This is a genomic window from Burkholderia plantarii, assembly GCF_001411805.1.
GTDB lineage: Bacteria > Pseudomonadota > Gammaproteobacteria > Burkholderiales > Burkholderiaceae > Burkholderia > Burkholderia plantarii.
Genome location: NZ_CP007213.1, coordinates 2,683,690 through 2,704,971, shown reverse-complemented (window position 1 = coordinate 2,704,971; position 21,282 = coordinate 2,683,690). Strand labels below are relative to the sequence as shown.

General features: G+C 71.1%; 17 protein-coding genes and 1 pseudogene. 11 read left to right on the top strand and 7 right to left on the bottom strand.

Annotation, left to right across the window (positions count from 1 at the left end; genetic code table 11):
• Positions 1-66: 66 nt before the first annotated feature.
• Entirely contained in the window at positions 67-1,359 is a 1,293-nt protein-coding gene (locus tag bpln_RS28200) for an NAD(P)/FAD-dependent oxidoreductase (protein WP_042628453.1), read from the bottom strand.
• A 142-nt stretch (positions 1,360-1,501) separates the two neighbouring features.
• On the opposite strand from bpln_RS28200, the gene bpln_RS28195 reads away from it, so the two are divergent.
• Together bpln_RS28195 and bpln_RS38030 are read left to right on the top strand one after the other, a co-directional pair.
• Entirely contained in the window at positions 1,502-2,206 is a 705-nt protein-coding gene (locus bpln_RS28195; RefSeq protein WP_055140659.1) for a TetR/AcrR family transcriptional regulator, read from the top strand.
• Positions 2,207-2,380: 174 nt separating this feature from the next.
• A pseudogene (locus bpln_RS38030) lies at positions 2,381-2,512 on the top strand (IS5/IS1182 family transposase); the annotation flags it as partial.
• A gap of 32 nt (positions 2,513-2,544) precedes the next feature.
• Here the strand turns inward: bpln_RS38030 and bpln_RS28190 are convergent.
• Complete coding sequence (locus bpln_RS28190) at positions 2,545-4,026, bottom strand: aminotransferase class V-fold PLP-dependent enzyme (RefSeq protein ID WP_055140658.1); 1,482 nt, start codon at positions 4,024-4,026, stop codon at positions 2,545-2,547.
• 415 nt (positions 4,027-4,441) lie between these two features.
• Here bpln_RS28190 and bpln_RS28185 point away from each other — a divergent pair, with 415 nt between their 5' ends.
• The 4 genes from bpln_RS28185 to pdeM are packed head-to-tail and all read left to right on the top strand — an operon-like array spanning position 4,442 to position 10,785.
• Positions 4,442-5,542, top strand: a complete 1,101-nt coding sequence (locus bpln_RS28185) for a ligase-associated DNA damage response exonuclease (protein ID WP_042628450.1) — start codon at positions 4,442-4,444, stop codon at positions 5,540-5,542.
• Entirely contained in the window at positions 5,539-7,206 is a 1,668-nt protein-coding gene (locus bpln_RS28180; protein ID WP_055140657.1) for an ATP-dependent DNA ligase, read from the top strand. Before bpln_RS28185 ends, bpln_RS28180 begins: the two co-directional genes overlap by 4 nt.
• Positions 7,203-10,124 (top strand): ligase-associated DNA damage response DEXH box helicase, encoded by a 2,922-nt coding sequence (locus bpln_RS28175; RefSeq protein WP_063891347.1) that lies wholly within the window; start codon positions 7,203-7,205, stop codon positions 10,122-10,124. Before bpln_RS28180 ends, bpln_RS28175 begins: the two co-directional genes overlap by 4 nt.
• On the top strand, positions 10,111-10,785 hold the full coding sequence (gene pdeM, locus bpln_RS28170; RefSeq protein ID WP_055140656.1) for a ligase-associated DNA damage response endonuclease PdeM: 675 nt from the start codon (positions 10,111-10,113) through the stop codon (positions 10,783-10,785). Before bpln_RS28175 ends, pdeM begins: the two co-directional genes overlap by 14 nt.
• A gap of 276 nt (positions 10,786-11,061) precedes the next feature.
• Here pdeM and bpln_RS28165 read toward each other — a convergent pair whose 3' ends face one another.
• Positions 11,062-11,901 carry an oxidoreductase gene (locus bpln_RS28165; RefSeq protein WP_055140655.1) on the bottom strand — a complete coding sequence of 280 codons (840 nt, stop codon included), beginning with the start codon at positions 11,899-11,901 and terminating at the stop codon, positions 11,062-11,064.
• Positions 11,902-12,066: 165 nt separating this feature from the next.
• Here bpln_RS28165 and bpln_RS28160 point away from each other — a divergent pair, with 165 nt between their 5' ends.
• Positions 12,067-12,978, top strand: coding sequence for an AraC family transcriptional regulator (locus bpln_RS28160; protein WP_042628446.1), 912 nt, complete (start codon positions 12,067-12,069; stop codon positions 12,976-12,978).
• A gap of 51 nt (positions 12,979-13,029) precedes the next feature.
• On the opposite strand, the gene bpln_RS28155 is transcribed toward bpln_RS28160, so the two are convergent.
• Positions 13,030-13,827 (bottom strand): YkgJ family cysteine cluster protein, encoded by a 798-nt coding sequence (locus bpln_RS28155; protein WP_055140654.1) that lies wholly within the window; start codon positions 13,825-13,827, stop codon positions 13,030-13,032.
• Between the two features lie 217 nt (positions 13,828-14,044).
• Positions 14,045-14,872, bottom strand: a complete 828-nt coding sequence (locus bpln_RS28150; protein WP_042628444.1) for an AraC family transcriptional regulator — start codon at positions 14,870-14,872, stop codon at positions 14,045-14,047.
• A 172-nt stretch (positions 14,873-15,044) separates the two neighbouring features.
• Between bpln_RS28150 and bpln_RS28145 the strand changes: the two genes are divergently transcribed.
• The 4 genes from bpln_RS28145 to bpln_RS28130 all read left to right on the top strand — a co-directional run bounded on the left by bpln_RS28145 (position 15,045) and on the right by bpln_RS28130 (position 18,722).
• A complete protein-coding gene (locus bpln_RS28145) occupies positions 15,045-15,743 on the top strand; it encodes an O-methyltransferase (RefSeq protein ID WP_055140653.1) in 699 nt (232 codons plus the stop codon).
• Between the two features lie 524 nt (positions 15,744-16,267).
• On the top strand, positions 16,268-17,554 hold the full coding sequence (locus bpln_RS28140; protein ID WP_055140652.1) for a glycoside hydrolase family 5 protein: 1,287 nt from the start codon (positions 16,268-16,270) through the stop codon (positions 17,552-17,554).
• Between the two features lie 107 nt (positions 17,555-17,661).
• Positions 17,662-18,144 (top strand): hypothetical protein, encoded by a 483-nt coding sequence (locus tag bpln_RS28135; RefSeq protein WP_055140651.1) that lies wholly within the window; start codon positions 17,662-17,664, stop codon positions 18,142-18,144.
• A gap of 137 nt (positions 18,145-18,281) precedes the next feature.
• Positions 18,282-18,722: a tautomerase family protein gene (locus bpln_RS28130; protein WP_055140650.1), complete on the top strand. Its 441-nt coding sequence runs from the start codon at positions 18,282-18,284 to the stop codon at positions 18,720-18,722.
• A gap of 44 nt (positions 18,723-18,766) precedes the next feature.
• On the opposite strand, the gene mmsB is transcribed toward bpln_RS28130, so the two are convergent.
• Together mmsB and bpln_RS28120 are read right to left on the bottom strand one after the other, a co-directional pair.
• Complete coding sequence (mmsB, locus tag bpln_RS28125) at positions 18,767-19,666, bottom strand: 3-hydroxyisobutyrate dehydrogenase (RefSeq protein ID WP_055140649.1); 900 nt, start codon at positions 19,664-19,666, stop codon at positions 18,767-18,769.
• 24 nt (positions 19,667-19,690) lie between these two features.
• Positions 19,691-21,217, bottom strand: a complete 1,527-nt coding sequence (locus tag bpln_RS28120; protein ID WP_055140648.1) for a CoA-acylating methylmalonate-semialdehyde dehydrogenase — start codon at positions 21,215-21,217, stop codon at positions 19,691-19,693.
• Positions 21,218-21,282 lie beyond the last annotated feature (65 nt).

Genomic DNA, 21,282 nt, shown 5'->3' with positions numbered 1-21,282 from the left:
GGTGCGGGACGACGCGACCGATATCCGATCGGTCCGCCGTCATGCGCTTCGAAACACGCGCCCGGGTCAGACCAGGCGTATGCGTGGCTGCACGAGAGCGTTGATGCGCTCGGCGGTCCACAGCAGCGTCGCCTTGCGAAACCCGTGCAACGCCTGTTGATGCTGCCGATACAGCATCGCGTGACTCAGTTGCGCAAAGCGTCCTTTGATGAAGCCGCCGCGGAAGAATCCGAATTGGCCGAGCGTGCCGAACGCGTTGTAGTCGCTAAGCGAGACCAATGCGCCGAAATCGTGAAAGGCGAAGTCGGGCAGCTTGCCGGTGCCGAGCCAGTCCGGCAGATGCCGCGCCAGAAAACGCGCCTGTTGTGTCGCGACCTGGGCCGTGGGCGCGAGTGGACGCTCGGCGCCCGGCAGCGTCAGCACGGAACAGTCGCCGAGCGCGAAAACGTGATCGTCGTCGAGCGACTGCAACGTCGGTCGGATGCAGATCTGGTTCGAGCGATTCGACGTGATGGCGTCGAGCTTGCCCAGAAACTCGGGCGCCTTCACGCCGGCGGCCCACACCATCAGATCGGCCGGCTGCGCGCTACCGTCGCCGAGCGCGAAGCCATCGGGGCCGGCGGCGGTGACGCGTGTGCCGGTCCGGACATCGAATCCGATGCGTCGCAACTGCGCCTCGCTCGACTCCGACACCGCGGCCGGAAACGCTGCGAGTATGCGGGGCGCGCTTTCGTACAGCGTCAGCTTCAGACGCGACCGGATTGCCGGATCGCCATAGCTTCCGGCCACTTCGAGCAGACGGCTCAACTCGGCGGCCAGCTCGACCCCGGTAGCGCCCGCGCCGACGATCGACACGCGCAGCGGGCTGTTCGACACGACACTCTGGAAGACCCGGACACGTAGCGCTTCATTGAAGGCCTCGGCCTGCGCCTGGCTATCGATGAAATGGCAGTGCTCCAGGACGCCCGGCGTCCCGAAGTCGTTCGCGCGGCTGCCGAGCGCGAGAATCAGCACGTCGTATTCGACGGTGCGCGCGCCGATCACCACTTCCCCCGACGGCGCCCGCAGTTCGGCCAACCTGACGGCGCGTGCGTCACGGTCCAGCCCCTCCATTTCCCCGGGCTGGTAGTGGAAGCCGTGCTCGCGCGCGTGGGCGAGATAGATCACCTGCTGCTGCTGCACGTCGCGAGTGCCTGCCGCGATGGTGTGCAGCATCGGCTTCCAGATGTGCGTGGCGCTCCTGTCGATCAGCGTGACCTGGGCCCGGCCAGTGCGGCCGAGCGCGTCGCCCAGTTTCGTCGCGAGCAGGAGCCCGGCAATGCCACCACCCACGATCACGATTCGCTTGGTTCGGCCCATTGCAAATAAATCTTCAAGTGATGAATTAGGCGATGCTACGTTTTGGACGTGCCCATGTCAAACCAGGAAGGAGCGGAGCCGATCCGGGGCCGGGCAGCGGTTAGAATTTCGGGTTCCGGCCAGACGCTGCAGATTACGACCCATGAAACCGTCGAACGACCACGCCCGACCCGCCACCGGCGTCACGCCGCGTCGCGCGCGCGGGCGTCCGGCTTCCAACGAGGCGGGCGGTGCCGACGCGCTGCTGCGCAATGCGCGCATTGCGTTCGCGCGGCGTGGCTACGAGGCTACCAGCGTGCGTGAGATCGCGAAGGCGTCGGGCGTCGACCCGGCGCTCGTCGCGCACCATTTCGGCTCGAAGGAGTCGTTGTGGCTCGCCGTGGTGGAGCGGATCGCCGACGAAGCCGCACCGATGATCGAGCAGACCGGGATGTTGCGCGACGCCGCCGGACTAGGCGTGCGCGAACGCGTGGAGGCGGCGCTGTCGCTGCTGATCGATCAGGTGTTCTCGACACCCGACGTCGGCATGTTCTTTTCGACGGCAGCAACCGAGAGCGGCGCACGCCTGGACGTACTGATCGAGCGTCTCGTGCGGCCTTATCACGACGTCCTGGTGCCGCTGCTCGCCGACGCGATCGAGTCCGGCGCGGTGCCGCCGCAGGATGCGCAGATCTTGTTCATGCTGCTCGTCAACGGGATCAGCAAGACGGTCTCGTATGGCCACGTACTGAGCCCGTTCTCGGTGCTGCCCAGGCGACCCGAGGCATTCAGGCAGGCGGTGCTCGCAAGCGCGCTCGCCATGCTGGGTCGAGGTCCTGGCCGCCGCGGGGCGCGCCTGCCACGGTGACGCCGCAGGGCGATCGCTCACGGCCGGGATCGGGCGCCGTCCTCCGGTCGGGCGCGGGCGCCATTCGGGCGAGACAGCTTCGGCATGCCCCGACCACCGGGATCCGAACACGGGCCTGACGCGGTCGGGCCGGGCGCGCCGGCCCGCATGGGTCCATGCATGTCGGAAACCTGGATCCCGCTCGCGGTCATCTTGACGGCCGCGAATGGCAACGACATTGCGCGACTCGAGGCGTTGGTCGAGGCGATTCCTCCCGTTCGAGGAAAACGCGGACGGGCTCCGCGCCAGCCAACAATGGTCAGGGGGACCGGGGTTGCAGTGCCGGGCCGCCCACCGCCTCAAACCGTGCGCCGCAGCGCCAGACGCTCCCACAGCAGGCCCGCGCGGCGCCCGCTGCCGCAATACGCCAGCACCGGTTTCGGCAGCGCGTCGAGCATCGCGCCGAACGCTTCCACCTGCGCCTCGCCGATCCGGTCGGCCGCCTCGACCGGCAGATAGCGCGCGTCGAGGCCCAGCTCGCGCGCGGCCGCGGCGATCTCCGCGAAGGCCGGCTGATCGGCGCTCTCTCCATCGGGGCGGTTGCAGATCACGGCGCGAAAGCCGGCGCCGCGGATCGCCTTCAGGTCGTCCGGCAGGATCTGGTGCGAGGCGGCGAAGCCGCTCTCGGCCGTGGCGCGGCATTGCTCGATGGCGCGCCGGAAGCTTGCCACGGCGAACGCGATGTCGTCCTCGCCCGTGAAGCGGCCCACGCTGAGGCGCACGGTGCGGCCGGCCGCGGCGGCGTCGAGGCCGAGCGTCGTCAGCACGTGCGAAGGCACGCCGGCCGCCGAGTTGCAGGCCGAGGTTGACGACACGGCGAGCGCCTCGTCGAGCATGAACGGGTGGAAGCCGGGCGCGGTCACGGTCAGGCTCAGCGTATGCGGAATGCGGCGCGCCGCGCGCGCGTTCTGCTCGACGCCGCCGATCGCGAGCACCGCGTCGCGCAGGCGCGTGGCGAGCGCGGCGATCCGTGCCGTGTCGGCGTCGAGTTCGCGGGCCGCCAGTTCGCAGGCGCGGCCCATGCCGACGATCTGGTGCGTGGCGAGCGTGCCCGAGCGCAGTCCCGATTCGTGGCCGCCGCCGTGCATCTGCGGCGCGATCCGGCCGGCCAGGCCGCGCCGCACGTACAGCGCGCCGATTCCCTTCGGCCCGTACACCTTGTGCGCCGACATCGACAGCAGGTCGATGCCGAGCGCCTGCACGTCGATCGGTGTCTTGCCGAGCGCCTGCGCCGCGTCCACGTGGAGCAGGGCGCCCGCTGCGTGGACCAGCCGCGCGATCGTGCCGACGTCGGTGAGCGTGCCGATCTCGTTGTTCACCAGCATCAGCGAGACGAGCCCCGTGTCGGGGCGCAGCGCGGCCGCCACGTCCTCGGGGCGGATCTCGCCGTCGCGGGTCGGCGCGATGTAGCTGACCGGCAGGCCGCGCGCGGCGAGGCTCGCCATCGTGTCGAGCACGGCCTTGTGCTCGATGCGGCTCGTCACCAGGTGGCGCCGTTCGGCGGCGTGCTCCGCGTAGCCCTTCAGCGCGAGGTTGTTCGATTCGGTGGCGCCCGAGGTCCAGACGATCTCGTCGGCGCCGGCGCCGATCAGCGCGGCCACCTGGGCGCGCGCGTGCTCGACCTTGTCGCGCGCGAGCCGGCCGGCGCGATGCGAATTCGAGGCCGGGTTGCCGAAGATGCCGTCGGCACCGAGGCAGGCGGCCATCGATTCGATCACGCGCGGATCCACCGGCGTGGTGGCGGCGTAATCGAGGTAGTGCAGTGTGTTGTTCTCGGTCATGTCCGTGGCGTGCCATTACTCGTCTGAAGCATGGGAAATGATACGAGCGCGGGCCCGGAAAAAAACTCCAAAGTTGCGATGAATTCGTGCAATGCATAGAAGAATTTTCTATGCGGCCGCGACGCCGAGAGCCGGCGGCCAGCGCCGCCGCCACGCCGGATCGCCGCTTCCGACGCCGCACGACGCCGCACGAGGCGGCGCGGGGCGGCAGGCCGTGCGCATCCACGCGGGCGGGCGCGGGGGCCGGCACCGCGCCGCCGGTCGCTCGTCCGATCGGGAACGATTTTCGCTTCCCTGCTCGTCAAGCCAAGCCGCCGCCCCGGCCCGCGCCTGACCGCCCGTCTCGCGCGAGCCGCATCGGCTAGACTCGACCCGCCGGGTTTCGCCCGCATCGACGACTGGAGACTGCACTCGCGTGGACACTGCCGCCGACCTGATCATCGCCCGCCCCGAAGGGCTCTACTGCCCGGCGGGCGGCTTCCATATCGACCCCTGGCGGCCGGTCGAGCGCGCCGTGATCACGCACGCGCACGCCGACCACGCGCGCGCCGGGCACGGGCGCTACCTGGCCGCGCAGCCGGGGCTCGGCGTGCTGCGCTCGCGGCTGCCCGGCATCGAGGTGCAGGGCCTCGCCTACGGCGAGCGGATCGAGATCGACGGCGTGCGCGTGTCGCTGCATCCGGCCGGGCACGTGCTCGGCTCGGCGCAGGTGCGCGTCGAGCACCGTGGGCGCGTCTGGGTCGCCTCGGGCGACTACAAGGTCGAGCCCGATCCGACCTGCGCGCCGTTCGAACCGGTGCGCTGCGACACCTTCATCACCGAATCGACGTTCGGCCTGCCGATCTATCGCTGGGAGCCGGCGCCGGCCATCTTCGCCGGCATCGACGCCTGGTGGCGGCACAACGCGGCGCAGGCGCGCGCCTCGGTGCTGTTCTGCTACGCGTTCGGCAAGGCGCAGCGCGTGCTGGCCGGGATCGACCGCGGCATCGGCCCGATCTTCTGCCACGGCGCCGTCGAGCCGCTGAACCGCGCCTATCGCGAGGCCGGCGTCGATCTGCCCGCCACGCGCCTCGTCAGCGAGATCGCGGCGCGCGACAAGGCCGCGTTTCGCGGCGCGCTGATCATCGCGCCGCCGTCCGCGCAGGGCAGCGCGTGGCTGCGCCGCTTCGGCGACTACAGCGACGCGTTCGCCTCGGGCTGGATGCGCCTGCGCGGCACGCGGCGCCGGCGCGGCGTCGATCGAGGCTTCGTGCTGTCGGACCACGCCGACTGGCCGGGGCTGCAGCAGGCGATCGGCGCGAGCGGCGCCGGGCGCGTGATCGTCACGCACGGCCAGATCGAGCCGATGGTGCGCTGGCTCGGCGAGCAGGGGCTCGACGCCGGGGCGTTCGCGACCGAGTACGGCGACGAGGCGCTCGACGCGGGCGAGGCGGGCGGCACGGGCGACGCAGCGGCCGGACCCGACCCGCAGGACGCGGCGGATGCGCCGGACCCGGCCGCGAGCACGCCGCGATGAAACGCTTCGCGACGCTCTATGCCGCGCTCGACGCGACCACTTCCACCAACGTCAAGCTCGAGGCGCTGATTACCTATTTCGCGAGCGCCGCGCCCGAGGACGCGGCCTGGGCCTCGTATTTCCTCGCGGGCGGCAAGCCGCGCCAGACGGTGCCCACGCGCGTGCTGGCCGATGCCGCGCGCGAGCGCGCCGGCCTGCCGGCGTGGCTGTTCGAGGAATCGTATCAGGCCGTGGGCGACCTGGCCGAGACGATCGCCCACGTGCTGCCGCCACCCGCGCGCGAATCGGCGCTGGGGCTCGCGCAATGGATCGAGCAGCGCGTGCTGGGCCTGCGCGGCCTCGATCCGCCGGCGCTGCGCGAGCGCCTGACCGGCTACTGGGACGAACTGGACTGGAGCGAACGCTTCCTGCTCACCAAGCTGATCGGCGGCGGCTTCCGGGTGGGCGTGTCGCGGCAGCTGGTGGTGCGTGCGCTCGCGCAGGTGGCGGGCGTGGATCACAAGCGCATCGCGCAGCGCATGGTCGGCTGGACCGATTCGCGCCAGGCGCCGAGCGCCGCGCGATATCTGCGGCTGGTCGCGCCCGAGGCCGACGGCGACGATCCGGCGGCGCCGCACGAAAGCGACCTCGGCCTGCCGTATCCGTTCTTCCTCGCGCATCCGCTGCAGGCCGACCCGGCCACGCTCGGGCCGCCGGCCGACTGGATCGTCGAATGGAAGTGGGACGGCATCCGCGCCCAGCTGGTCAAGCGCGCCGGCCGCGTCTGGCTCTGGTCGCGCGGCGAGGATCTCGTCACCGAGCGCTTTCCTGAACTGGCCGCGCTCGGCGAGGCGCTGCCCGACGGCACCGTGATCGACGGCGAGATTCTCGCCTGGGAGCCCGGCGCCGACGCGCCGCTGCCGTTCGCGCGCCTGCAGCCGCGCATCACGCGCAAGTCGCTGACGAAGAAGGTGCTGGCCGATTCGCCGGCGGCGCTGCTCGCCTACGACCTGCTCGAGGCCGACGGCCGCGACCTGCGCGGCGAGCCGCTCACGGCGCGGCGCGCGCGGCTCGAGGCGCTGGCCGGGGCGCTGTCGCGCACGCTCGCGGTCGACCTGCTGCGCGTCTCGCCGCGCGTGACGGCCGGCGACTGGCCGGCGCTCGCCGCGCGGCGCGCCGAGAGCCGCGCGCGCGGCGTGGAGGGGCTGATGCTGAAGGCGGCGGCGTCGGAGTACGGTGTCGGGCGCACCAAGGCGTCGGGCGTCTGGTGGAAGTGGAAGATCGAGCCGTACGCGATCGACGCGGTGCTGCTCTACGCGCAGCGCGGCCACGGCCGGCGCGCGAGCCTCTACACCGACTTCACGTTCGCGGTGTGGGACGAGGCCGACGGCGTGCGCACGCTGGTGCCGTTCGCCAAGGCCTATTCGGGGCTGACCGACGAGGAGATGCGCCAGGTGGACGCCGTGGTGAGGAAGACGACGATCGAGAAGTTCGGGCCGGTGCGCAGCGTCACGCCGACGCTCGTGTTCGAGATCGGTTTCGAAGGCATCCAGGCGAGCCCGCGCCACAAGTCGGGCATCGCCGTGCGGTTCCCGCGCATGCTGCGCTGGCGCACCGACAAGTCGATCGAGGAGGCGGATACGCTCGACATGTTGAAGGGCTTCCTGAACGGGGCGCCGGGATGAGCGGGGCGCGCGGGTTCGACGAGCCGGACGAGCCGGACGGCGGCGACGGCGGTGACGATCGTGCCGCGTCGCCCGATGCGCCCGATGCGCCCGACGCGCAGCGGCGCCGGTCGCGCGCGCCGCGGGGGCGGCGCATCCCGCGCACGCGCGCGGCGCAGGCGAAGCTCGACGCGGTTGCCGAGGCGTTTCGGCCCGCGCCGTTCGCGTTCGACGCGGCCGCGGCGCGCCGGCCGATCGGTGAGCGCATCGCCGCGTGGCTCGCGGCGCAGGACCGGCAGCCGTTCGCGTTCCAGCAGGAGGTCTGGCGCGAGATCGCGCGCGGCGCGAGCGGGCTGCTGCATGCCACGACGGGGGCCGGCAAGACCTGGGCGGTCTGGCTCGGCGCGCTGGCTGCCTATGCGGGCGAGGAAGCGCGGCGAGGTTCGGGCGCGGCTGCGCCGGAGGCTGGCGGCGCGGACTTCGAGGATTCGCATGCGGAGCGTCGGGATGAGCAAGCTCCGGATGAGCAAGCTCCGGATGCGCAAGCCTCGGACAGGCGAGACTCGGATCCGCGAGACCCGAAGGCGCGAGGTTCGAAGCGGCAAGCCGCGACGGCCAAACCCACCGCGCAAGCCGTGCTGGCCGCCGTGCGCCGCGCCAGCCTGCCGGCCCCGCTGACGGTGCTCTGGATCACGCCGATGCGCGCGCTCGCGGCCGACAGCGCGCGCGCCCTGCAGGCGGTGGTGTCGGGCCTCGGCGTGCCGTGGTCGGTGGGGCTGCGCACGGGCGACACGCCGTCCGCCGAGCGCGGCCGGCAGAACCGCCGCATGCCGTCGGCGCTCGTCACCACGCCCGAGAGCCTGTCGCTGCTGCTGACGCGCGCCGATGCGCGCGAGACGCTCGCGCGGCTGCGGCTGGTGGTGGTGGACGAATGGCACGAGCTGCTCGGCAACAAGCGCGGCACGCAAACCCAGCTCGCCATCGCGCGCCTCGCCAACTGGCGCCTGGAATTGCAGGTATGGGGGCTGTCGGCCACGCTCGGCAATCTCGCGCTCGCGCACGACGCGCTGCTGCACGCGGTGCGCACGCCGCGCGTGGTCGTGCGCGGCGCGCAGCCGAAGCCGCTGGTGGTCGATACGCTGATCCCCGAGACCATCGAGCGCTTCCCGTGGGGCGGCCATCTCGGCACGCGGCAGGTGGGCGCCGTGGCCGACGAGATCGATGCCGCGCGCAGCTCGCTGGTGTTCACCAACACGCGCTCGCAGGCGGAAAGCTGGTATCAGGCGCTGCTCGAACGGCGGCCCGACTGGGCCGGCCTGATCGCGCTGCATCACGGCTCGCTCGACCAGTCGGTGCGCGACTGGGTCGAGCTGGGGCTCAAGAACGGCAAGCTCAAGGCCGTGGTCTGCACCTCGAGCCTCGACCTCGGCGTCGATTTCCTGCCGGTCGAGCGCGTGTTCCAGATCGGCTCGCCGAAGGGCGTCGCGCGCCTGATGCAGCGCGCCGGCCGCTCGGGCCACGCGCCGGGCCGCACCTCGCGCGTGACCATCGTGCCGACCCACGCGCTGGAGCTGGTGGAGGCCGCCGCCGCGCGCTGGGCCATCGGCGCGGGCCGCATCGAGGGGCGCGAGATGCCGCTCAAGCCGCTCGACGTGCTGGTGCAGCATCTGGTGACGGTGGCGATCGGCGGCGGCTTCACGCCGCGCGCGCTCTACGACGAGGTGCGCACGGCCTACGCCTATCGCGATCTCACGCAGGCCGAGTTCGACTGGGCGCTGGCCTTCGTCGAGCGCGGCGGCGCCTCGCTGTCGGCCTATCCCGACTATCACCGCGTGGCGGCCGATGCCGACGGCGTCTATCGCGTGCCGCGCGAGGACCTGGCGCGGCGCCACCGCAACAACGTCGGCACCATCGTGGCCAACGCCAGCATCCACGTGGCCTGGCTGGCGGGCGGGCGCATCGGCACCATGGAGGAGTCGTTCATCTCGCGCCTGAAGCCCGGCGACGTCTTCATGTTCGCCGGCCGTGCGCTCGAACTCGTGCGCGTGCGCGACATGACGGCCTACGTGCGGCGCGCGGCCCGCTCGCGCGGCGCGCTGCCGCAATGGGCGGGCAGCCGGATGCCGCTGTCGTCGGAGCTGGCCGACGCGGTGCTGGTGATGCTCGCGCGCGCGAGCGACGGCGAGGCCGGCGGCGAACCGGAGATGCGCGCGGTGGCCCCGCTGCTGGAACTGCAGGCGCGCTGGTCCGCGCTGCCCGGCCCCGGCGTGCTGGTGGCCGAGCGCGTGCGCACGCGCGAGGGGCACCACCTGTTCTGCTATCCGTTCGCCGGCCGCATGGCGCACGTCGGGCTCGGCGCGCTGATCGCCTGGCGCGTCGCGCGCGACCGGCCCAGCACGTTCTCGATCTCGATGAACGACTACGGCTTCGAGCTGCTGTCGGCGCAGCCGTTCGACTGGCCGGCGCTGATCGACGGCGGCCTGTTTTCGCCGGACGGGCTCGAGCACGACATCCTCGCGAGCCTCAACGCCTCCGAGCTGGCCGCGCGCCGTTTCCGGGAGATCGCGCGCGTCTCGGGGCTGGTATTCCAGGGCCATCCCGGGCAGCAGAAAAGCGCGCGGCAGCTGCAGGCGTCGAGCAGCCTGTTCTACGAGGTGTTCCGCCAGCACGACGGCGCGAACCTGCTGCTCGTGCAGGCCGATCGCGAGGTCATGCTCGAGGAGCTCGAGCTGCGGCGCATCCGGGACGCGCTGGAACGCATGCGCGAGAGCCGGCTGGTGCTGACGCAGCCGGCGAAGCCGACGCCGTTCGCGTTCCCGCTGATCGTCGCGCGCCTGCGCGAGAAGGTCAGCACCGAGCAACTGGCCGACCGCGTCGAGCGCATGCTCGCCGCGCTCGAAAACACGGCGCGACGCGAGGCGGCGCATGACCGGGACTGACGGGACGCTGACGATCGAGCTGGACGGGCACGCGCTGCGGCTGTCGGCCGGGCGCGCGGCGTTCGATCCGGCGCGGCGCAGCCTGTTCGTGGCGGACGTGCATCTGGGCAAGGACGCCGTGTTCCGCGCGCGCGGCATTCCCGTGCCGGCCGGCGCCACCGGCGTGGCGCTGGCGCGGCTCGACCGGCTGATCGCGGCGCATCGGCCGGCCTCGATCGTGTTCCTCGGCGATCTGCTGCACGCGCGCGAAGCGCATGCCGACGAGCTGCTGGGCGCGCTGCGCGCGTGGCGCTTGCGGCATGCCGGGCTGCGGCTCGTGCTCGTCGAGGGCAACCACGACCGGCACGCGGGCGCGCTGCCGGACGAATTCGGCGTCGAATGCGTGAGCGAGCCGTACCGGCTCGGGCCATGGGCGCTCTGCCATCATCCGTGCGTGGTGGACGGCGCCTACGCGCTGGCCGGGCACGAGCATCCGGTGCTGCGGCTCGCGGCGGGCGCCGACCGCGCGCGCCTGCCGTGCTTCCGGTTCGGCGCGCGGGCCGGCGTGCTGCCGGCCTTCGGCGAATTCACCGGCGGTTTTGAAGTGGGCGCGGCGGCGCGGGCGGCGGGCGAGGCCTTGTACGTGGTGGCCGGCGACCGCGTGCTGGCCGTGCCGCGCTGAGCGGACGTTGGCGTGGGAGAGTCCCGCCACCGTCCTGGCGCCTCATATGGGGCGTCGGTGAGCGGCCTGGCTGGGGTGGCCGGGCATGGCGTGGGCAGTGGGCGCGGGCGGCGAATGAGGCCGTGCCGCGCTGAGCGCGCGGCGGCGCGGGAAGTCCGGCCGTCCGCCCCTGGCTCCCCATCTAAGGCGTCCGTGACCGATCCGGCTGGAGCCAGCCGGCGCGCCGGGCATGGCGCGGGGCGGGCGCGCCGGCCGCTGTCGATCAGGCCACGCGCGTTACGCGGCGCCGTCCGTCGAACGGCTCAGCGTTTCCCAGGCGTCGATTTCCTCGGCCATCGCCGCCAGCTTGCCGCGCACCAACGCGAGCGCGTCGCTGCCGAGCAGCAGATGCGCGGGCGGCGCGTCGCTGTCGATCGCGGTCAGCATCGCGCGCGCGGCCTTCACCGGGTCGCCGAGCTGCTTGCCGCTCTTTTCCTCGCGTGCCGCGCGGATCGGATCGAACAGCGCGTCGTAGTCGGCGATGGTGCGCGGCGTGCGCACCATCGAGCGGCCCGCCCAGTCGGTGCGGAACGAGCCCGGCGCCACCGCCGTCACGGCGATGCCGAACGGCGCGACTTCCTTGCCGAGCACCTCGGAGATGCCTTCCAGCGCGAACTTGCTGCCGCAGTAATAGGCGATGCCCGGCATCGTGATGAAGCCGCCCATCGAGGTGATGTTGAGGATGTGTCCGCGCCGCCGGGCGCGCATGAACGGCAGCACCGCCTTGGTCATGGCCACCGCGCCGAACACGTTGACGTCGAACTGCCGGCGCATCTCGTCGAGCGGCGATTCTTCCATGACGCCCTCGTGGCCGTAGCCGGCGTTGTTGACGAGCACGTCCACCGGCGCCACGTTCGCCTCGATGTCGGCCACCACGCCGTCGATCGCGTCGAAATCGGTCACGTCGAGCAGGCGGGCCACCGCGCGGCTCGGGTCGAGCGCCTCGAACGCCTGCCGCGCCGCCTCGTTGCGCACCGTGCCGACCACGCGATGGCCGGCCGCGAGCGCCTCGCGCGCCAGCGCCTGACCGAACCCGCTGCTGACGCCGGTAATGAGCAAAGTCTTGGGAGATGACATGGCAGCGACTCCTGAAAAATGGGAAGAGCTTGCATGCTATTCTCTTGGACCGAGCTTTTGCAGGCCCGTTATTCTGCTTTTCTTGCCTGTTTCTATGAGTCAATCCAGTCCATGATGAAACCGCCGAGCCCCGCCGCCGCCCCCCGGTCCAATGATCGGCAGCGCATGGTGACGCTGCTGAGCGCGCTCGCGCCCGCCGAGGGCTACAACCTGACGCCGCTGCCCGACGTGCGCGTGCTGCGTTCGGACCGCCCGCTCGCGCGCACGCCGGTGCTCTACGATCCCGGCATCGTGATCGTCTGCCAGGGCCGCAAGCGCGGCTATTTCGGCGACGAAGTCTATTTGTACGACGAGCAGCACTATCTGGCGGTGGCCGTGCCGGTGCCGTTCACGATGGAGACCGACGCCACGCCCGCGCGCCCGCTGCTCGCGCTGTACCTGCACCTCGATTTCCAGGTGGCCGCCGAGCTGATGATCCAGATCGACCGCCAGCCCGCGCCGGCGCGCGCCGAGGCACCGCGCAGCATGATGTCGAGCCCGATGGACGCGCCGCTGCGCGCCACCGTGCTGCGCTTCCTGGAGGCGATGCAGCGGCCGCTCGATGCGGCGATCCTCGGCCCGGCACTGGTGCGCGAGCTGTATTTCCGCGTGCTGACCGGCGCGCAGGGCGACGCGATGCGCGCCGCGCTGGCGATGCAGGGGCAGTTCGGCAAGATCGGCAAGGCGCTGCGCCGGATCCACGCCACCTACGCGCAGCCGCTCGACCTGCCGCTGCTGGCCAACGAGGCCGGCATGAGCGTGCCCACCTTCCACAGCCACTTCAAGGCCATCACGCAGACCTCGCCGATGCAGTACGTGAAGTCGACGCGCCTGCACCAGGCGCGCCTGCTGATGGTGCGCCAGGACATGACGGCCGAGGCCGCCTGCCATGCCGTCGGCTACGCCAGCGCCTCGCAGTTCAACCGCGAGTTCAAACGGCTGTTCGGCGCGACCCCGGCCGCCGAGACGAGGCGCATGCGCGAGAGCTTCGCGCTGCCGCCCCCGTTTGCCGGCTCCGAATACGTCTCGTCGCATTGACGCGCGGCGGGTCGGTTCACCGGTCTGGCCGGCGGATTCAGCCGGGCGGATTCAGCCCGGCACATCGGCCTCGAAGAAGCCGAGATAGGCGGGCGCGTCGGCGCCCGGCGCGGCATCGGCGAGCCGCGCCGACGCGTCGATCGATTGCAGCGTGGCGAGCGTGGCGTGGCGGTTCGTGATGAGGTGCCACGGGTAGGGCGAGGCGGGTTCGTGATGGTCGCTGTAGGCGGCGGCGAGCCGCGCCGCCTCGAGCGCGGCGGCCAGTTGGTCGCGCCCCGGCGAGTGGATCGCGAAGCCTTCATTGGCGAGCGCGGTGGTGTCGTAGCCGAGCTGCGCGTAGAGAAAGGCCTTGGCGAGCCGGTCGCGCGCATCGGCTTCGCGCGACTGCGCGATCAGTTCGGCCGTCTGCGCGTCCACCAGCTGGCCGCCGGCGATCAGCGGCGGGCGGTCCGGCGACCACGCTTCCGGCGGGCAGGCCTTCGAGGCGGGGTCGAGCACCAGCGCCGGGTTGACCTCGGCCGGATAGATCCGGCACACGCGCGGGCGCAGCTCGTAGGCACCGCAGGCCATGTCCGCGCGCAGATGCGGGCACGGTCCCGCGAACGACGCCACCAGCGTCACGGACACGCGCACCGGCAGCGTCCCGCAGTGCGCCGCGAACGAGCGGCGCCGCTTGTGCTGCGCCAGCGCGTCGTCGGGCGGCGGTTCCTCGGGCCACGGGATCGCGTCGCTGAACAGCTGTACCTCGCCGCCGCGCGCGAGCCAGGTGATGGCTTCGTCGACGGACAGCGGCAGGCGCAGGTCGTGGCAGCAGCGGCCGCACATCGTGCATGAGAAATGAAGGGACATGGTGGGGCGCTCGGGCGGCAGAATGGGTCCGAACGGTCAGTTCGCTGCGCGGGCCGTGCCGGTTACAGCCGTGCGCGCGAAAAGTTGCCGCCGCCCGGCGGCCACTGCCACCGTTCGATCCGTGCCCGCCCGGATGCCCCGGCGCCTGGGCGACAGCCACGTCGGGCCAACCCGACGCCGCGCGCCGCCGCCCGCTAGCGCCGTTCGGCGCCCGCGCTCAAACCCGCTCCCCCGCCGCGTATTTCCCCGGCGACGTTCCCAGCGCCTTGCGAAACATCGTCACGAAGCTGCCCGCGCTCTCGTAGCCGAGCCCGTCGGCCACCTCCTGCACCGACGTACCGGTGCTGAGCCACTTCACGGCCAGCATCAGGTGCAGCTGGCGCCGCCACTGGCCGAAGCTCATGCCGGTCTCGCGCGCGAGCAAGCGCGCCAGCGTGCGTTCGCTGAGCCCCACGCGTTTCGCCCAGGTGGCGATGGTGCCGCGCTCGGCCGGCTCGGCCATGATCGCGTCGACGATCCGGCGCAGCCGCACGTCGGCCGGCATCGGCAGATGCAGCTTGCCGGTGGGCGCAGCCGCGAGTTCGTCGAGCAGCAGCGTGACGAGCCGCGATTCCATGCCGCCCTCGGTGTAGAGCAGCGGCAGGCTGGCGGCGCGGATCACCAGCTCGCGCAGCAGCGGCGTGGCGGACACCGCGCAGCAGGCCGGCGGCAGGCGCGCGGCCGCGGCGCCGTCGATGAAGGCGACGTAGCACTCCACCGTGCCGGCGGTGGCCATCTTGTGCGGCATGCCGGCCGGCACCCAGATCGCGCTCTGCGGCGGCACCATCCAGAGGCTGCCCTCCACCTCGCCGGTCAGCACGCCGCGCAGCAGCAGCACGAGCTGGCCTTTCCGATGGCGATGGAAGTGCGTCTCGTGGCGGTCCGGATTCCGCCGGTCGAGGTCGGCCATCACGATGCCGGAGGCGCCGAAGGTCACCACGGGGCGCGGCACGAGGTCGGGGTCGAGCCATTCGATCGGCTGCTGCGGGTCGGTCAGGACGGGCATGGCGCGAGGCGGGCCGCTGGCGCGCCGGGGCGGCGAGCCCAGGCGCAGGTTGGCAGGAAATCCGAATATTCTGGCAATCTTACCCAATGTGGCCAGCACGATGCACCCCTACCATGCCGGAACGGCGGCACACGGACTTCCCCGCGCCGCGTTTTCCGGAGTCGACGACACCATGGATTCACTGAGTACCGGCCGCGTGGCGCAAACCCTGCAACGGCTGTTCGAGGAGGCGGAGCAGGCCGACCGGCCGCTGATGGAGCCGTTCATGCAGGCCGGGCAGCCCGAGCGGCTGATGGCCGAGATCATCGCCGGGCATGTCGCCGGCGAGGCGCGCGACCTGCGAGGCTTCTATCACGGCTACGCCGACAATTTCCTGAACGTGGCGCCCGAGTACGGTCGCTTCCTCTACCAATGCGCCCGCGCGCGGCGGGCCACGCGGATCGTCGAGTTCGGCACGTCGATGGGCATCTCCACGATCCATCTCGCCTCGGCGCTGCGCGACATGGGCGGCGGCCGGCTGATCGGCACCGAGCTGGAGCCCGGCAAGGCGGCGCGCGCGCGGGCCAACCTGGAAGCCGCCGGACTCGCCGATCTGGTCGAGATCCGGGTGGGCGACGCGCGCGAGACGCTGGCCGATATCGACGGCGAGATCGACCTGGTGCTGCTCGACGGCGCGTTCAGCTTCTACCTGCCGGTGCTGAAGCTGCTCGAGCCGCGCCTGAAAGGCGGCGCGCTGGTGCTGGCCGAAAACGCCTTCGAGCATGACAACCCGTATCTGGCCCATGTCCGCGATCCCGCGAACGGCTATCTTTCGCAGCCGATCCCGATCAGCGAGGGGCGCGGTAACGAATTCAGCGTCGTCACGCGCTGAGCGGCGCGCGTCTGTCGGGATTTTTCGGGACGCCAGTGAAGTCGGCACGTCGTGCCGGATACAGGCGAGGTGCCGCCGTGTTACCGTGTTCGCGCATCGTGCATCACAGGTCGGCGTGCCGCTGCCGGGCAATTTGTAAGGAATGCTTATCGGCATCGACACGGCAGGCCGATCCTGCCGCAACGCGAAACGATCACGACGAACTGCATCGATTTCCGGCACGGTTCGTTGCCGGCACATGAACGGCATGCAATCGGCCGCCATGATGCGGGCCGCGAAACGATGGCTGTCGTGGCCGGCCGGCCGGGCAAGGGCAGGGCGATGCGATGTCGCTGTTGCGCGTGACGGGCGGCATGCGCGGTGAGAGGGGCGGGCAGCACGCGGTTCGCATCACGCATGGCCGGTGGCGGCACGATCCGGGCGGCCAGGAGCCCGCCGGATTCGCGCGTGCCGGTCTCATATCCAACCAGCCCGGCGCGGCCTCGGGCCGAGGCGCGGTGTCGGGCGAGAGACGGGACAGTCCGATGACAACCAACAACAGGGCAACGAACGACGCGACGAAGCACACCACGACGAGCCGATCCGCGTGGCGGCGCCTGCGCCGCGCCCCGATCATGGCCGCCATCGCCGCCGGCGTCATTGCCGCCGCCGCGAGCACCGGCGCGCAGGCCGTGTCGATGCTGCATGCGAGCGGCCGGCAGATCGTCGACGCGAGCGGGCAAGGCGTGGCGCTGCGCGGCGTGAACCTGGGCGGCTGGTTCGTGATGGAGAGCTACATGTCGCCGATGGACGCCGGCAGCCTGACCGACACCTACAGCGTGATGGCGCAGCTCGACGCCTCGTATGGCGTGGCCGAGGAACGCGTGCTGATGAAGGCCTACCAGGACACCTGGATCCAGGCGCAGGACTTCGCCAACATCAAGGCGGGCGGCTTCAACGCGGTGCGCGTGCCGCTCTGGTGGGGGCAGTTCTTCGACCTGACCAATCCCACCATTCCGGGCTGGCGCAGCGACGCGTTCGTGGAACTCGACCAGCTCGTCGCCAACGCGGCCGCGAACGGCATCTACGTGATCTTCGACATGCACGGCGTGATCGGCGGCCAGGGCACCGACCCCGACACGGGCCGCGCCAACGTCAACCAGTTCTGGAGCAACAGCGAATACCAGTCCGACACCGCCTGGATGTGGTGGCAGATCGCGAACCACTTCAAGGGCAACGCGACCGTGGCCGGCTACGACCTCATCAACGAGCCGACCGGCGCGCCGAACACGGCGGCGGTATGGAGCGCGTATGCGAAGCTCTATACCAGCATCCGCAGCGCCGACCCCGATCACATGATCTTCATCGAGGGCACGTTCGGCAACTGGAACTGGGACATGCTGCCCCCGCCTTCACAGTACGGCTGGACCAACGTCGTCTACGAGATGCACGAATACCAGTGGAACGCGAACGGCAACGCGTCGGTGATCGACGCGGGCGCGGACCGCCAGGCCACCGATTTCGCCAACCACGCCTCGTGGAACGTGCCTGGCTACATCGGCGAATTCAACGCGTTCCAGGGCGGCGCCGCCGCGTGGCAGCACAGCATCACGGCCTACGACAACGCCGGGCTGAGCTGGACCTCGTGGGCCTACAAGGCCGTGAACGGCGTGGCGCCGAACTACTGGGGCTGGTACGACCCGACCTACTGGCCGGCACGGCCGAACGTGTCGACCGATTCGGCCTCGGAGATCCAGCGCAAGTGGCAGCTGTGGTCGACCAGCGCGACCTTCGCGAAGAACACGGCGATCAACCTGAAGCCGTCTTATTGACCGGCGCACCTCGCGGCGGGCGGCGGGAGCGCCCGCCTGCGCGATGCCACGGCGCAATGGTATGCTGCCTCGGCGGAGACTCCAACCGCCGAACATCGAGGGGAAACATGAGCGCGTTCCTGCAAGGGCTTTTCAACGATCCTGAATTCGTGGCGCAGATCGAGGACGGCATCCGCGACCGGCTGATCGGCCAGGAAACCGATCTCGACCATCGCGACGTGAACTGGGATCCGCCCGCCACCATCACCGATGCGACCGTCACCGAACTCGGCTTCACGCCGGGCGACTCGCCCGACAGCGGCATCGAGGTGACCGGGCGCGCCAACGTGACGGTCCATTACATCGACTCGAACGACGAGAACAGCGAGCACGAGATCACGCTCGACGGCGACGTGATGGCCACCATTTCGCTGGACCTGCCCGACGACGTGACCGACGACAGCGACGCCGAGGACTTCCTCGACGAGGTGGAGGTGGACTGGGATGCCGACGACGTGGCGTTCAGCCCCGACGTCGAGGGCGAGGAGCCGCCCGACGACGACTACGACGAGGATGGCCCGCGCGGGAACGACGAGGACGGGCGCGACTGACGCGCCCCGGGGGCGAAGCCGCGAGCCGGCGGAGCCTCGCCGGCGGCGGGCCGATCCTTTCTGGCCCGGGCCGCGCCGGGTCCAAAGATGGGGCTGCAACCGAAGCGACCCCGCACTCGCTTGACGGAGAGAACGCCATGCCGACCTATGTCGTATCCGCCGCCGCAGGCCGTTTCAGCCAGGAAGAGAAGGAGGGGATCGCGCGCGGCATCACGCAGGCGCATGGCCGCGCCACCGGCGCGCAGGGTTTCTTCGCGCAGGTGATCTTCCGGTGGATCGCGGCCGACGATCATTTCCTCGGCGGGCGCGTCCACGATGCGGACCACGTCACCGTCCACGGCACGATTCGCGCCGGGCGCACGGCCGAGCAGAAAAGCCGCCTGCTGGAAGACATCGTCGGGATCGTCGCCGGCGCGGCGAACACCGGCCGGCGTCACGTCTGGGTCTATCTCGCGGAGCTGCCGCCGGCGCAGATGGCCGAGTACGGCCGCGTGCTGCCGCAGCCGGGCGGCGAAGCCGGCTGGCTCGAGGCGCTGCCGGCGGAAGACCGCGACTACCTGCTCGGTCTCGACAAGTAAGCCGCGGCCGCGGCCGGCGTACCGACCACGCCGCCGCATGCCCGTCAGCCCGCCGTGCGCGACTTCGCGCGATAGAGCCCGATCACGGACGAGAAATCCAACCCGCCGCCGCCGTTCGCGCTGAGCGCCTGGTACAGCTGCTGCGCGAGCGCGCCGAGGTAAGCCGGCTGCCGGACCGACCTGGCCGCGTCGGTGGCGAGGCCGAGGTCCTTCAGCATCAGGTCGGTGCCGAAGCCGCCGGTATAGCCGCGCGAGGCCGGCGCGGTCTCGATCACGCCCGGGAACGGGTTGTAGGTGTCCGCGCTCCAGCAGCGCCCGGTCGAACGCGAGACGATCCCGCCCAGCACCTTCGGGTCGATGCCGAGCGCCTCGCCCAGCGCCATCGCCTCCGACACGCCGGCCATGGTGATGCCGAGGATCAGGTTGTTGCAGATCTTCGCCACCTGACCCGTCGAGACCTCGCCGCAACGCACGACGTTGCTGCCCATCGCGCGCAGCAGCGGCTCGATAGTGTCGAACAGCGGCTGCGCGGCGCCGACCATGAAGGTCAGCGTGCCGGCCGCCGCGCCGCCCGTGCCGCCCGAGACGGGCGCATCCACGAAGCGGTTGCCGCGCGCCTCGGCGGCCTCGGCCATGGCCTTCACGGTGGCCGGATCGATGGTGCTGCAATCGATCACGATCGCGCCGGGCGCGAGGCCGGCCAGCACGCCGTCGCCGCCCGTCAGCACGCGCCGCACGTGCGCGGCGGCCGGCAGCATCGTGATCACTCGTTCGGCGTCGTTCGCCGCCTCCTTCGGCGAATCCGCCACGCTCGCCCCGGCGTCGGCCAGCGTGCGCAGCGCGGCCGCGTCGAGGTCGAACACGCGCAGCGCGTGCCCCGCCTTCAGCAGGTTGAGCGCCATCGGCGCGCCCATGTTGCCGAGCCCGATGAATCCGATCTTCATGATCTGCTGTCCTCGTCGCGTGGCTCAGCGCAGGCTGATGGTGGTGTTCACGCCGTCGTTGACGGTCGCGTCGTCGAACCAGCGTGCCGTCACGGTCTTGGTCTGGGTGTAGAACTGCACCACCTGCTTGCCGTAGGGGCCGAGGTCGCCGAGCTTCGAGCCGCGCGAGCCGGTGAAGCTGAAATACGGCGCCGGCACCGGGATCGGGATGTTGATCCCCACCTGGCCGATGTCGATCTCGCTCTGGAACCTGCGCGCCGCCGCGCCGCTCTGCGTGAACAGGCCCACGCCGTTGCCGAACGGGTTCGCGTTCACCAGCGCGATCGCCTCGTCGAGCGTGGCCGCCGTCAGCACCACCAGCACCGGTCCGAAGATCTCCTGCGTGTAGATCGACATGTCGGTGGTGACGTCGCTGAAGATGGTCGGGCCCACGAAGTTGCCGTGCTCGTAGCCCGGCACCGTCACCTCGCGCCCGTCGAGCGCGAGCGTGGCGCCGGCCGCGATGCCTTCCTCGATCAACGACAGCACGCGCGCCCTGGCCGCCTTCGAGACCAGCGGGCCGACGTCGGTGCCGGCCTCCACGCCCGCGTTCACCTTCAGCGTCCTGGCCTTGGCCACCAGGTCCGGCAGCCACTCGCGGGCGGCGCCCACCAGCACCACCGCCGAGGTGGCCATGCAGCGCTGGCCGGCCGCGCCGAAGCCGGCGCCGGCCAGCGCGTTGAGCGTCTGCTCGCGGTTCGCGTCGGGCAGCACCACCGCGTGGTTCTTCGCGCCCATCATCGACTGCACGCGCTTGCCGTGCTCGCTGCCGAGCCGGTACACGTGGGTGCCCACGGCGGTCGAGCCGACGAACGAGATCGCCTTGACGAGCGGATGCGTGCAGATCGCGTCCACCACCTGCTTGCCGCCGTGGACCACGTTGAGCACGCCCTTCGGCACGCCGGCCTCGATCGCGAGCTTGACCAGTTCCATGGTGGAGAGCGGATCCTGCTCGGAAGGCTTCAGCACGAAGGTGTTGCCGCAGACCAGCGCCATCGGGAACATCCAGAGCGGGATCATGGCGGGGAAGTTGAACGGCGTGATGCCGGCGCACACGCCCAGCGGCTGGCGCAGCGTGTAGGTGTCGACGCTGCCGGCCACGTTCTCGGCGAACTCGCCGAGCTGCAGCGTGCCGATCGAGCAGGCGTGCTCGACGACTTCGAGCCCGCGGAAGATGTCGCCCTCGGCGTCGGGCAGCGTCTTGCCCTGTTCGGCGGTCAGCACGGCGGCGATGCGCGTCTGGTTCGCGCGGATCAGCTCCTGGTACTTGAGCATGATGCGCATGCGCGCGCCGATCGGGGTGGTCTTCCACTTCGCGAACGCCGCGTGCGCGGCGCGGGCGGCCGCGTCGACCTCGTCGACGGTGGCGAACGGCACGCGCGCGAGCACTTCCTGCGTGGCGGGATTGACGATGTCGCGCCACTCGCTCGTGCCCGATTCGACGAACTCGCCGTCGATCAGCAGCGGTACCTTGGCAACGGTTGCTACGTTATCCTGAATGACTGCGTTCATGCTTGTCTCTCTGGGTGAATTGGCGTGGCCCCGCACGCCGGATTGAATGAGGGGGAAGGCCGGCC